This is a genomic window from Pusillimonas sp. NJUB218 (genome assembly GCF_003788685.1).
Lineage (GTDB): Bacteria > Pseudomonadota > Gammaproteobacteria > Burkholderiales > Burkholderiaceae_B > Neopusillimonas.
In genome coordinates this window covers 471,332-483,499 of sequence record NZ_NQMK01000001.1, presented here as the reverse complement: position 1 = coordinate 483,499, position 12,168 = coordinate 471,332, and the positions used below count along the sequence as shown (strand labels likewise).

General features: G+C 62.5%; 12 protein-coding genes. All 12 read left to right on the top strand.

The window, feature by feature from the left end; all coding sequences use genetic code 11:
- Positions 1-8: 8 nt before the first annotated feature.
- The gene (locus CHR62_RS02255; RefSeq protein ID WP_003804188.1) at positions 9-146 is read left to right on the top strand and encodes a hypothetical protein; all 138 of its coding nucleotides are present in this window, start codon (positions 9-11) and stop codon (positions 144-146) included.
- Positions 147-149: 3 nt separating this feature from the next.
- The gene (locus CHR62_RS02250; protein WP_123659868.1) at positions 150-839 is read left to right on the top strand and encodes a virB8 family protein; all 690 of its coding nucleotides are present in this window, start codon (positions 150-152) and stop codon (positions 837-839) included.
- Positions 840-852: 13 nt separating this feature from the next.
- Positions 853-1,734: a TrbG/VirB9 family P-type conjugative transfer protein gene (locus tag CHR62_RS02245; protein ID WP_123659867.1), complete on the top strand. Its 882-nt coding sequence runs from the start codon at positions 853-855 to the stop codon at positions 1,732-1,734.
- Positions 1,731-2,885, top strand: a complete 1,155-nt coding sequence (gene virB10, locus CHR62_RS02240; RefSeq protein ID WP_123659866.1) for a type IV secretion system protein VirB10 — start codon at positions 1,731-1,733, stop codon at positions 2,883-2,885. The genes CHR62_RS02245 and virB10 overlap by 4 nt, the downstream gene beginning before the upstream one ends.
- 10 nt (positions 2,886-2,895) lie before the next feature.
- Positions 2,896-3,870 carry a P-type DNA transfer ATPase VirB11 gene (gene virB11, locus CHR62_RS02235; protein ID WP_233574811.1) on the top strand — a complete coding sequence of 325 codons (975 nt, stop codon included), beginning with the start codon at positions 2,896-2,898 and terminating at the stop codon, positions 3,868-3,870.
- A gap of 98 nt (positions 3,871-3,968) precedes the next feature.
- Positions 3,969-4,901 carry a TrfA gene (locus CHR62_RS02230; protein ID WP_123659864.1) on the top strand — a complete coding sequence of 311 codons (933 nt, stop codon included), beginning with the start codon at positions 3,969-3,971 and terminating at the stop codon, positions 4,899-4,901.
- Positions 4,902-5,262: 361 nt separating this feature from the next.
- Positions 5,263-5,538: a hypothetical protein gene (locus tag CHR62_RS02225; protein WP_123659863.1), complete on the top strand. Its 276-nt coding sequence runs from the start codon at positions 5,263-5,265 to the stop codon at positions 5,536-5,538.
- Entirely contained in the window at positions 5,535-6,011 is a 477-nt protein-coding gene (locus CHR62_RS02220; RefSeq protein WP_123659862.1) for a hypothetical protein, read from the top strand. The genes CHR62_RS02225 and CHR62_RS02220 overlap by 4 nt, the downstream gene beginning before the upstream one ends.
- 5 nt (positions 6,012-6,016) lie before the next feature.
- Positions 6,017-6,727, top strand: coding sequence for a StbB family protein (gene stbB / locus CHR62_RS02215; RefSeq protein WP_123659861.1), 711 nt, complete (start codon positions 6,017-6,019; stop codon positions 6,725-6,727).
- A 4-nt stretch (positions 6,728-6,731) separates the two neighbouring features.
- Positions 6,732-7,178, top strand: coding sequence for a hypothetical protein (locus CHR62_RS02210; RefSeq protein WP_123659860.1), 447 nt, complete (start codon positions 6,732-6,734; stop codon positions 7,176-7,178).
- A gap of 61 nt (positions 7,179-7,239) precedes the next feature.
- Complete coding sequence (locus tag CHR62_RS02205) at positions 7,240-8,859, top strand: type IV secretion system DNA-binding domain-containing protein (RefSeq protein ID WP_123659859.1); 1,620 nt, start codon at positions 7,240-7,242, stop codon at positions 8,857-8,859.
- A gap of 69 nt (positions 8,860-8,928) precedes the next feature.
- Positions 8,929-11,844: a MobF family relaxase gene (gene mobF / locus CHR62_RS02200; protein WP_233574809.1), complete on the top strand. Its 2,916-nt coding sequence runs from the start codon at positions 8,929-8,931 to the stop codon at positions 11,842-11,844.
- Positions 11,845-12,168 lie beyond the last annotated feature (324 nt).

Sequence of the window (12,168 nt, the reverse complement as noted above, 5' to 3'; positions counted from 1 at the left end):
CTTGACCCATGAAACCCTTGATTGCCGCCCTGACGGCGGGCTGGCTGCTAGCCGGCTGCGCCTTTCACGCGCCGCAGGCCCCGCTGCCTCCCGACACACCCCGCGTTCCGGTGAACGCCACACCGCCACTGACGCAAGGACGCTGAGCCATGAGCACACACCCTCTTCGATCCGACGAACTGGCCGCCCACCTGGAACGCTCACGCGGCCTGGAGCGCGACTATCTGGGCGAGCTGGTTCGCAGCCGCCACCGGGCCTGGCGCTGCGCCACCGTCGCCGCCCTGCTGGCCCTGGCCGGTGTGGGCGCGGTCGCCGGGCTCACCCCCCTGAAATCACCGCCTGAAATGTATGTGGTGCGGGTGGACAACGCCACCGGCGCCATTGACCATGTAAGCCGCCTGGGCGAGCCGCTGCAAGACTACGGCAGCCGCATCGCCAAATATTTCCTGAACAGCTACGTGCTGAACTGCGAAGGCTACAGCTGGCAGACCATCCAGGAACAGTTTGACACCTGCGCCCTGCTGAGCAGCCCGGCCATCCAGAACCAGTACGGCAAGCGTTTTGACGGGCCCAACGCCCCGACGGCCAGGCTGACAGACCTGGCCACCATCGATGTGCAGGTGCATTCGATCACGCTAGGGGCCAACGCGGCGGCCACAGTGCGCTTTACCACCACGGAAAAAGACGTGAGCACCGGCCAGATGCGCCAGCAACGCCATCTGATCGCCTCCATTGCCTACGAATACATCAACGTGCCGCTGACTGAAGCCGTTGCCCGGCGCAATCCGCTGGGTTTTCAGGTGGTGCGCTACGACCTGGCCAGCGACCTGTCGCGCTGAAAGGAAACCCCTCATGACTTTACTGAATGACCTGACAAGCCGCCAGCCCGCCGCACGCTGGTTTGTCTTGCCCGTGCTGCTTGCCGGTGCCTTGCTCGGGGCTCCCGCCCTGGCACTCGACATCCCCAAAGCCTCGCGCGCCGATCACCGCGTGCGATACGCCGCCTACAACCCGGCCGATGTCATCCAGCTCGATGCCGTGATCGGCGTAGCCACCCACATCGTGCTGGAAGAAGGCGAGACCTACAGCTACCACGTCTTTGGCGACAGCGCGGCCTATGCCTTCACCCACAAGGACAACCACCTGTTTTTCAAACCCATTGCCGAGCAGGCCAACACCAACCTGATCGTGGTAACCAGCCGGCGAAGCTACGCGTTCCGGTTGACCTATTCGGACTCGCCCGATGCACGCGCCTTGTACAAGCTGGTGATCCGCTACCCGGACAGCGCAGCGAAACGGGCGCAAACCGCCCGCGAGCAAACCGCCATACGCACCGCCTTCGCGCAGGCAGGTGCACCCGTGAACTGGCAGGGCTACACCCAGTCGGGCGACCTGACACTGGCTCCGGTGCATGCCTGGGATGACGGGCGTCAGACCTGGCTGCAGTTTGCCCGGCAGGCCGACATCCCCGCCGTGTACCGCGTCACCCCCGAAGGCCAGGAAGTGATAACCAACTACCACATGGCCGACGAGCGCACGATGGTGCTGCACCGGACCGCCGCGCGCTGGCATGTGCGCCTGGGCAAGCAGGTTCTGGCGATACACAACGAGGCGTATGGAAAAACCGAGGCCCCGGCCCATACCGGCACGGTCTCGCCTGACGTGACGCGGGTGGTCAACGGCGCCGAACCCCAACGCCTGCCACCAGCCACCCCACCCAAGGAAGCCCGATGACTACAGATACTCACCCATCTGACGAGGAACGTACGGCAAAGGCGACACCCCCCGCCCAGGCGATGGAGCTGGAGCGCGGCCCGGCCGACTTCGGCGATACCCGTAAAAGCGCCCCGCGCGGGGCGCGCGCCTTTCTGTGGCTCACCGCCCTGATCGCCACGGCGATCACGCTAGGATTCATCTTTCACCGGTATGCACCCGGTGATGAGGCGGTGGCGGCCTCGGACCTGAACACCACGACAAGCGGCATCACGAACCGACTGGAAGCGCCCCAGCTTCGCCGGCCACCCCCGGCGCGCGAGGCGGCGGCATCGCCCGCGCCAGCCCCTGCACCGCTACCGATCATCGTTCAGGCCACTCATGTAACCGCCCCAGGCGCCGACCCCGTGACCGAACGGCGCCTGGCCAGCCCCTTGCAGGCTGATGGCGCAGGACAAACCGCTGCCGGTTCAGGGGCAAGAACACAAACGGTTGCCACGCCCATGCAGGACGCCGGCCCGCTGGCCGACAAGCTGCGCCCGCTGGAACTTGCGCCGTCCGTGGCCGGCCAGCTTGGCGAGCGCAATTTCCTGATCACCCAGGGCACCATGATCGACTGCACCTTGCAAACCCGCCTGGTCAGCACCCAGCCCGGGCTGCTGACCTGCCTGGCCACCCACGATGTGATGAGTGCCAACGGCAAGGTCAAGCTGATCGACCGGGGCACGAAGTTCACCGGCTACCAGTCGGGCGGCATAGTCCAAGGCCAGGCGCGGGCCTTCATTACCTGGAACCGCCTGGAAACACCGACCGGGGTGATTCTGAATCTGGCCTCGCCCGGCACAGGCCCCCTGGGCGAGGCCGGAATCGATGGCGACGTGGACAACCACTTCTGGGACAGGTTCGGAAACGCCATCCTGCTCAGCCTGATCGCCGACCTGGGCAACTGGGCGTCGAACCAGGGCCAGCGCGGCGAGAACAACGTGCGCTTTGACACGACGATGGACGGCGGACAGGAAGTCATCACCGCCATTCTGGAGCGTTCACTGGACATTCCTCCCACCCTTTACAAAAACCAGGGCGAACGCATCGGCATCATGGTCGCCCGTGATCTGGATTTCAGCCAAGTCTATGACCTCAAACCCACACACCTCGCCCATTCCCTTCGATAGGTCACTGGCCGTGCGCACCTTTCTTGGCCCGCTGCAGCCCTATCTGGATGATCCGGCCATCACCGAACTGGCCATTGTGCGTCCGCACAGCCTGTTTGCTCGCACCGCCGGGCACTGGGTACCCCACACCTGCACCGCACTCACCCCGGCAACACTGGCTGCCTTGATCAATGCGCTGATCGTTTTCAACGGCCTGGGAACAGCCCCGATTGTGTCGGCCATTCTGCCCGACGGCCAACGCTGCCAGATCGTGCAACCACCGGCCTGCCTGGATGGCAGCGTGGCCATCAACATCCGCAAGCATGCCGTGGCAGCCCTGAGCCTGGAGGAACTGCACGCCCAGGGCGCGCTGGCCGAAGTGACCTTGTCGGAAAACGACTATGACGCCAACGGGCTGTCTCACGAGGATGCCTTCTTGCTGAAACTGAAACAGAGTGGTGATATCACCGGCTTCCTGCATGAGGCGGTACAACGCCGGCGCAACATCGTCGTGGCCGGCGCCACGGGTTCGGGCAAAACCACCTTCGCACGCTCCCTGATTGCCCGCGTGCCCAGCGACGAACGGCTGATCACCATCGAGGACGTGCATGAACTGGCGCTGCCCGACCACGCCAACCGCGTGCACCTGATGTACGGATCGGGCAGTGGCCGCGTCAGTGCCACCGATTGCATCGGGGCCTGCATGCGCTTGTCCCCTGACCGCATCTTTCTGACCGAGCTGCGCGGACCGGAAACCTGGGATTACCTGGCAGCACTGAACACCGGGCACCCCGGGTCGGTAACCACCACACACGCCAACAGCGCCGCCGATGCGTTCGACAGGCTGGCTGTGCTGATCAAGCAATCACCGTCGGGCGGCCGCCTGGATCTGGCCACGATCCAGCATTTTCTGGCCCATACCGTGGATGTCGTGGTGTTTCTTGAGCATTTCAGGCTCAAACAGCTGTGGTTCGTGCCACGAAGGCGCGCGGCCATGGCGGCGTAAAGCCACCCGACACACGCCCGCGCCACCCTTAACCCCACACAGCAGCAGGCGTGCCAGAGCGGCGGTAAGACCGGCGTGCACCCCTGCGCGCTGCGTTCATGCCCACGCCCAAGATGACACCACACCGCACACCCAACCCGAAAACCACGCCACGCCCGACCAACCTGCAGCGCCTGAATCAGGTAATGGAGCGACTGACCCTCAAAGCCGCCCTGGCCCCGGAACCCTCTGCAGCCGCCGCGTCATCAGGCGCGGCACTGGTGCTGCCCGGCCTGACCGAGGCAGTGCGGGCAATTCCGAACTACATCGCCCGCTCGGGCCTGTTTGCTCCAGTACGTCGGGGCTGGCGCACCTACCACGATGACGCCACCTTTCTGACGGGCAAGAACATCCTTCTGAAGGGCACCGGCAAGCAACTGACCGAAGACCATGCCGATATCTGGATGCACGCGATGTTCCTGCAAACCACCGTGCAAACCGGGCAGGCCCCGCGCATCAACCGCGCCGACTTTCTGCGCGCACTGGGCCGCCCCACCGGGGGCAGCGCCTACGACTGGCTGCACACAGGCATGCACGATCTGGCGCAGTTCTGCCTGCGCATCGAGGCCAAACGCCCGGACGGCTCGATCAAGTACAGCTGCGGCCACCACCCGGCCACACGGGTGTTGCCCATGATTGGCGGCTTTGACTACGAAAACGGCGAGTACCAGCTGTTCATCGACCCGCGCTGGTCACAGATTTTTGCCAACCGCGAATACACCCTGGTGGACTGGGAAAAGCGCCTGCAAATGCGCCATGAGCTGTCCAAAAGCCTGCAGCGGCTCATCGGCACCTCGTCGGACCAGGAACAGCGCTACAGCCTGCAGATTCTCAAGGAACGGGCGGTGTACGCCGGGCCCATGCACAAGTTTCGCGCCGTGCTGGAGCGCTCGCTGCTGGAACTGGAAGCACTGAACATCATCGCCAGCCCGCGCATCGATGTGGCCAGCCGGGGCAATGAGCAGGCTATCTGGAACCGTGTTGAGAAGTAGCGAAATCTCGTCATAAAAAGCCGCTTCCGGGTTTCTGAAATGCGCCCTTTCGTCGTCACAAGAAGCCATTTTCGTCGTCATAACAAACCGTTTTCCGGGCGTTCCAGGCCTGTGGATAACTGCCGTTTCGCGTCGTCATAACAAGCCGCGCCCTTCGTCAGAAGAAGCCGTGAAATCGTCATAACAAGCCTTCAGATCGTCAGAACAAGCCGTGACGACTTTTGAAACCCGCATGGATAAAGGCTTTCAAGCGATTTCTTCTACCTCTACCTTTATTTCTACCTTCTTTCTACCAGCACGGCCTGTGAACAACTGATTTCACAGCGTGTGCTTTTCACCCTGCCTTTTCAGGATGCCGCCCATGACCCCCAGCTTTTACGCGTCGCAAATCCGCACCCGCCTGAACGCCACCGACCCGCGCGCCAGCACCGCCGCCAGACTGCGCGCCCTGATGCCCTACATCGAAACGCGACTGGCCGAAGGCGTGCCGCACAGCGCCATCGTGGAAGACCTGCACGAAGCCGGCTTTCCCGTACCCATGAAAACCTTTCGCACTGCCCTGTACCGCTACCGCAAGCACTGCCGGCTGGCAGCCAAAGGACTGACGGCGCTGGCCCTGCACGGAGAGCCGTCATGAACGATGAACCCTACGTTGAGGAACTGCGCCTGCTGCTGGCCCAGGGCGAACCCTTCGCGCCCAAAGCCGCCCGGCTACGCCCGCTGCTGCCACGCATCGTCCAGCGCCTGGCTGCGGGCGCCCCGCGCAAGGTGATCGTCGAGCAGCTGAACCGCGCGGGCCTTGACATCAGCCTGCACGATCTGGCCAAGCAGCTGTACCAGCACCGCAAAGCCCGGCGGGCAGGCGAAGTGAACACGGTGCAGCCTTCACCGCCGGGCCTGCCACCGGCAGCGCCAGACGCCGCTGTGCGGGGCCAGCCGAACCGCATCGAGAACCCGGCAGACCTTCGCAAGATTCGCAGCATGGAAGTCGACCTGGATGCACTGCGCCGCGAAGGCGAAGCCATGCGACGCCAGGCCCGGCACGCCAAGGCAGGAACCGACCCCACCCCATCCCCTGCATTTCCCAACCGCTCAACCCCCCAGGAGTAAACCCCATGAAAGTTGCCGTTCTGAACTACAGCGGATCCGTAGGCAAGACCATTGTTGCCTCGCACCTGCTGGCCCCGCGCATGAACCACGCGCCCATCTTTGCTGTGGAAACCACCAACGAAACCGCCGCAGACCTTGGACTGGATATCGATCAGCTACGCGGAGAGCAGTTTGGCAAGCTGTTTCGCGACCTGCTGCGCCTGCACGATGCCATCGTCGATGTGGGTGCCAGCAACATCGAGGATTTTCTGTCGGCCATGACGCGTTACGAAGGTGCCTACGAGGAAATCGACTTTTTCGTGCTGCCCGTGATCGGCACGGGCAAGGCGCAACGCGAAACCATCAAGACCATCACCGCCCTGGTGAATCTGGGCGTGGCGCCCGAACGCATCCGGGTGCTGTTCAACCGCGTGCAAAGCGACGTGGAAGAAGAGTTCTTGCCCGTGCTGACCTATGCCAGCAAGACAGGCGATTTCGTAGCCAATGCCCAGGCGCTGGTCTACGAGAACGAGGTGTTTGAACTGCTGGCCGACGCGCGCACCAGCATTGCCGACGTGCTGGCTGACCAGACCGACTACCGCAACCTGCTGCGTCAGGCTGATCACGCCGACACGGCCCGCATCACCCACCTGACCAACCGTCACGCCCTGCGCGCCCTGGCAAAGCCCGTGGACAGGCAACTGAACACCGCCTTTGCCGCCCTGTTCGAGGAGTAAACCGATGAGTCAGGAACGCCACCCCAACCGCAGCAAGCTGGATTTTCTATACCACGAGGTGCTGGGTGAGGTGGCCGACCTGACCCAGCGCATCGAAGGCGTGAATGCCCGTCAGGCAGACACCGTGGGCGATCTCGTGAAACTCGCCGCCCGTCTGGAAACCGTATCGCAATCCCTCACAAGTTTGCCCACGGAGCTGGGTCTGCAGGTTCAGCAAAGTCTGCAGGCAGGCAGCCAGAGGTTACAGGACGAGCTGCAGCACCGCCTGCACCAGACCCTGGCCCCCACGCACACGCGGCTGCAATCACTGGCGCATGACAGTGCCCAGTACGCCCGCATCGCTCATCAGTCGGCGCGGCATATCGCGCTGGTGGCAATCATCGCGGGCGGCGCTGCCGGCGCCCTGGGCGGGCTGCTGGCCGGCATGGCACTGGCCCGCTATCTAGGTTGAATTGGCAGGGCCGAATTCCCCGGGCCAATCACCGCTGAGCTTCGTCAAAGGAAACCGTTTCATGTCTCCCATCACCCGGCGCCGCATCGCGGCGCTTCTGTTGCTGGCCGGCCCTTGCGGCCTGTGGACACTGGCTGCCAGCTGGCATTACCCGTTGAGCCCGACCGCCTGGAACTGGCCCCTCGTGTGGCAGCTGATGCTGGCCACGCCCGTGAATCCATGGCTGTACGGCGCCCTGGCACTGGGCCTCGCGCTGGCGCTGGCCGGCATTGTGTTCCTGGGCCGGGCCACCCGTACCGACGGCTTTGAGGGTGATGGCTACAAGCGCTTCATTCGCGGCACGCAGTCCGTCACCGCACCGCGCCTGATGCGCCTGTGCCGGGAAGCGGGCACCGCCCAGGTGGATGTGGCCGGCATCCCCATGCCCACCAAACTGGAGAACCTGCACCTGATGATTGGCGGGGCCACCGGATCGGGCAAGTCGGTGCTGCTGCGCGGTCTGGCCGCATCAGTCTGCCAGCGGGGCGACCGCATGATTGTCATCGACCCGAACGGCGATCTGATGAGCAAGTTCTGGAAGGACGGCGACGTGATCCTGAACCCCTACGATATCCGCAGCGAAGGCTGGAGTTTTTTCAACGAAATCCGGGCCGACTACGACTGGAAGCGGCTCGCTCATTCCATGGTGCCCATGAGCCAGGACAAGAACGCCGAGGAGTGGAACGACTTCGGGCGTTTGCTGCTGCGCGAAACGGCCCGCAAGCTGTACCAGACCGACCCTGTGCGTGCCAACGTCATGGACCTGTTTCGCCTGTGCACCATTGAAGACCCCGGTGAGCTGAAGAAATTTCTGGAGGGCACGCTGGCCGAATCGCTCTTTGTGGGCTCCAGCGAGGCCAGCAAAGCGCTGTCGTCGGCCCGCTTCGTGCTATCGAACAAACTGTCGGAACACACCAGCATGAAACCCGGACGGTTCTCAATACGCGACTGGCTGGATGACCCGGCAGGCGGCAATCTGTACATCAACTGGCGCGAAGACATGGCCAGCGCCATGAAGCCGCTGGTCTCGGCTTGGGCTGACGTGTTCATTACCTCGATTCTGTCCATGCCCGAAGACCGGGCCCGGCGCTGGTGGCTGTTCATCGACGAGCTGGCCAGCCTGGAAGCCCTGCCCTCGCTGGAAGCCGGCCTGACCAAAGGCCGCAAGAACGGGCTGCGCATTGTGGCCGGCCTGCAAAGCACCTCGCAGCTGGACTACATCTACGGGCGCACCATGGCCCAGACGCTGCGCGCTTCGTTTCGCAATCTGGTGGTGCTGGGCGGCTCACGCACCGACCCGCAAACCGCCGAGGACATGAGCAAAAGCCTGGGTGAGCACGAAGTGATTCGCCCGGATTACAGCGTGTCCCGATCGGTTGACTCACGCAACACGTCAGACCGCCTGGTGCGCAGCACTGAACGCGTGGTCACCCCGTCGGAAATCCAGTCTTTCCCTGAACTGACAGGGTATGTCGCCTTCGCCGGCAATCACCCTATTGCCAAGGTGGCCATGCAGTTCACCCGTTTTGCACAGCGCACCGATCCGTTCCAGGAATCGGCCCAGCTGCAGCGCATCCATCCGCCAGCGTTATCGTCAACACCAACCGGCTTATCCACAAAAACCGTGGATAACTGTGTGTAGAACCTGCCTATAACCGGGTTTTCCCTTAGAGAGCAAGGTTCACTGGTCAACACATGACCGCCATGTGTCATGTCTTTTTCTCACGTCATTCCCTTGCGAGCCTTGCGCATGATTACCTACAGCATTCTTTACCGGGCCGAGGCCGACCGGGCTACCCACTACTACGGCGAACAAGCCGATGATTACTACAGCCGCGATGCCGGCGCCACCGCCTGGCATGGCGAGGGCGCGCGTCGCCTGGGCGTGAGCGGGCCTGTGGATGTGAAGCAGTTCCACGCCATGCTGCGCGGGGAATTCGGTGAAGGCGTGCGCGCCGGTCGTTCCATCCGCAAGGACAGCCGCGCCCGTGCCGGCATCGACCTGACCTTCAGTGCCCCCAAAAGCCTGACCCTGCAGGCACTGGTGGGCACCGATGCGCGGCTGGTGCAGGCCCACGATGCAGCGGTTACCCACACCCTGAACTACATCGAAAGCCACCTGACCCAGGCCCGCCAGAAAGACCACGGCAAAACCCGGGTGGAACAGACCGACAACCTGATTGTGGCCACCTTCCGCCATGAAACAGCCCGCCCTACCCCGAACGCCCCGCCCGATCCGAACCTGCATACCCATGCCGTGATCATGAACGCTACCCAGCGCAAGGATGGTACCTGGGTGGCCTTGTCGAACGAACAGATCGTAAAACTGCGCAAGCTGCAGGATGCCGTGTACATGGCCGAACTGGACAAGCGCGTGCGCGAACTGGGCTATGGCGTGCGGTATGAAAAGAATCATATCGAACTGGCCCACATCAGTCGCGAACAAATTGACGTGTTCAGCAAGCGCAGCGCCCAGGTGGAATCGGCCTTAGCCCAGCGCGGCAAGGAGCGCGAATCAGCCAGCCATGCACAGCGGCAGATGCTGACGCTCGCCACCCGCCAGCAGAAAACGGCTGAGCTGAGCCGCAACGAGCTGTTCCAGCACTGGGTGACCCAGGCACGCGAAGCCGGCATGGCGTTTGGCGCCCTTCCAGAGAACGGTGCAGCGGCATCGACCGCCACGGCCGATTCAAAACGCGAACCGGCAGATTTTGTGGCCAATGCGGCGCTGGTCTGGGCCATCAAACACCTGTCCGAACGCGAAAGCCTAATGCCAGAGTCTGACCTTCTGGCCATGGCCGTGCGCCATGCCAGCGGGCGCATCAGCCCGCTGGATGTGAAGAAAGCCGTGCAACGCCGGCTGGATGAGGGGTCACTGCTGAGCAATGCCCCGCACTACCGGCCCGCGCAAGACAGGCAGGACACACCTCGCACCCGCGAAGGCTGGGCAACACTGCTGGTGGCCGAACATGGTCGCACCTATGGCGATGCCCTTGAGACAATAGACAACGCCATACGTGAAGGCCGATTGGTGTTTGATGAGCCCACCTATGCCACCCGTGTAGCCCTGGAGGCAGAACAACGCATTGTTCAGGCAGAGCGGCAAGGCCGTGGCGCCGTGCAACCCGTCATGCCCTCTGCAATTCTACAAGATGCCCTGCAAGACAAGGGCCTGACCGCCGGCCAACGCGAAGCCGTAGAACTGATCCTGAATCACCCGAACCAGATCACCGGCATACAGGGCATGGCGGGCACAGGCAAGTCGTATGCCCTGCAGACGGCCAAGGAACTGCTGCAGCGCCAGGGGTTGAGCATGGAGGCGCTGGCCCCTTATGGCAGCCAGGTGAACAATCTTCGCGAAGATGGCATTGCCGCCCAAACCGTGTCGGCCTTCCTGAACGCCCGCAACAAGCGACGGGCCAGACACGACATGGGCCCGAAAACCGTGGTGGTGATTGACGAAGCCGGGGTAATTCCCGTGCGCCAGATGGACAAGCTGCTGGCCCAGGTGCAAGCCACCGGCGCCAAGATCGTGACGCTGGGCGACACCGCACAAACCAAAGCGGTGGAAGCCGGCCGCGCCTTTGCCCTGCTGCAGGAACAGGGCATGAAAACCGTGGTGATGAGCGACATAAAACGCCAGCAAAGCGAACGGCTGCGCCAGGCCGTGACGCTGGCCGCCACCGGCCGGGCGAGCGAATCGCTGAAACTGCTTGATGACGTGATGTGCATTCCGGATGCCATAACCACTGATGAACATGGCGGAAAAACCCGTGATGGAAAGGACAGATACAACGCGATTGCTCAGGAATACACCGCTCTGAGTGCGTTGGAGCAGGGTAAAACCCTGATCGTGACCGGCACCAATGCGTCACGCCAGGCCATCAACGAGCGCGTGCATGAATTGCTGGGCCTGAAAGGCCAAGGCAAGATGTTCACCCTGCTGACCCGCCACGACACCACCCGCGCCGAGCGGCGCTGCGCAAAGTATTACACCGTGGGCGACATCATCCAGCCCGAACGCGACTACCGCTGCGGCCTGCAGCGCGGACGGTTGTATCAGGTTAAGCGCTGCGACGAGCATGCTGACCGGATCAGTGTGGTGCCTTACGGCAAGGATGCATCCCAAGCCATTGATATCAACCTGCGTAGCCTGTCGAAGCTGTCGGTGTACCGCGAACACCGGGCCGAGCTCTCACCCGGCGACTGGGTACGCATCACGCGCAACAGCGCCGAGCTGGATCTGGTGAACGGGCAAAGGCTCCAGGTGGTGCACGTGTCAGACACGCATGTGACCGTTCAGACCGGAAATCGCCGGGTTGATCTGCCAGCTGGCCAACCACTACACCTGGATCACGCCTATGCCACCACGGCCCACAGTGCGCAAGGATTGACCTGTGACCGTGTGCTGTACAACGCTGAAAGCCATAGCCGGACCACGGCCCAGGATACCTACTACGTGAGCATTTCGCGGGAGAGGCACAGTGTGAAGGTGTTTACGAATGATGTGGCGAAGTTGCCGGAAGCAGTGGCGACGGAAAGAACGAAGGGTCTGGCTATTGATCTGGCCGGGAGGGATGAAGTAAAAAGAGGAAACATTGATTCATTTTTTGATGCGATTTTATAGGGAATCCAATGCTCCTCGGCACGTGACCGCCGAATGATTGGTGTGACAGGTTTCGGCCTATTGTGTTGAAAAACTCCAAACCAACAGTTTTTTAACTATCCGAAGGAGTGCTTGACCCCTTACCTGACGTTAGATCGCGGCATATGCGCGATTCTGGAAGGTCGATTCTTTCTCAGTCCAAATTCGAGCGTGCCGAATAGAGTTTTTCAACACAATAGACCAGAAGCAGCCGTTGAAAGCCTTCGCCTGGGTAGCGATCGGCCCCCGGAGCGATCTTTCGCTGCTCAACTTGGGTGGGTTACGCGTGCAAGAGTGAAAAAACAA

What these genes read in the sequence shown, in the direction of transcription:
- CHR62_RS02255 (WP_003804188.1), top strand. Translation starts at nt 9, where the DNA reads ATGAAACCCTTGATTGCCGCCCTGACGGCGGGCTGGCTGCTAGCCGGC.
- CHR62_RS02250 (WP_123659868.1), top strand. Translation starts at nt 150, where the DNA reads ATGAGCACACACCCTCTTCGATCCGACGAACTGGCCGCCCACCTGGAA.
- CHR62_RS02245 (WP_123659867.1), top strand. Translation starts at nt 853, where the DNA reads ATGACTTTACTGAATGACCTGACAAGCCGCCAGCCCGCCGCACGCTGG.
- virB10 (WP_123659866.1), top strand. Translation starts at nt 1,731, where the DNA reads ATGACTACAGATACTCACCCATCTGACGAGGAACGTACGGCAAAGGCG.
- CHR62_RS02230 (WP_123659864.1), top strand. Translation starts at nt 3,969, where the DNA reads ATGCCCACGCCCAAGATGACACCACACCGCACACCCAACCCGAAAACC.
- CHR62_RS02225 (WP_123659863.1), top strand. Translation starts at nt 5,263, where the DNA reads ATGACCCCCAGCTTTTACGCGTCGCAAATCCGCACCCGCCTGAACGCC.
- CHR62_RS02220 (WP_123659862.1), top strand. Translation starts at nt 5,535, where the DNA reads ATGAACGATGAACCCTACGTTGAGGAACTGCGCCTGCTGCTGGCCCAG.
- stbB (WP_123659861.1), top strand. Translation starts at nt 6,017, where the DNA reads ATGAAAGTTGCCGTTCTGAACTACAGCGGATCCGTAGGCAAGACCATT.
- CHR62_RS02210 (WP_123659860.1), top strand. Translation starts at nt 6,732, where the DNA reads ATGAGTCAGGAACGCCACCCCAACCGCAGCAAGCTGGATTTTCTATAC.
- CHR62_RS02205 (WP_123659859.1), top strand. Translation starts at nt 7,240, where the DNA reads ATGTCTCCCATCACCCGGCGCCGCATCGCGGCGCTTCTGTTGCTGGCC.
- mobF (WP_233574809.1), top strand. Translation starts at nt 8,929, where the DNA reads ATGTCTTTTTCTCACGTCATTCCCTTGCGAGCCTTGCGCATGATTACC.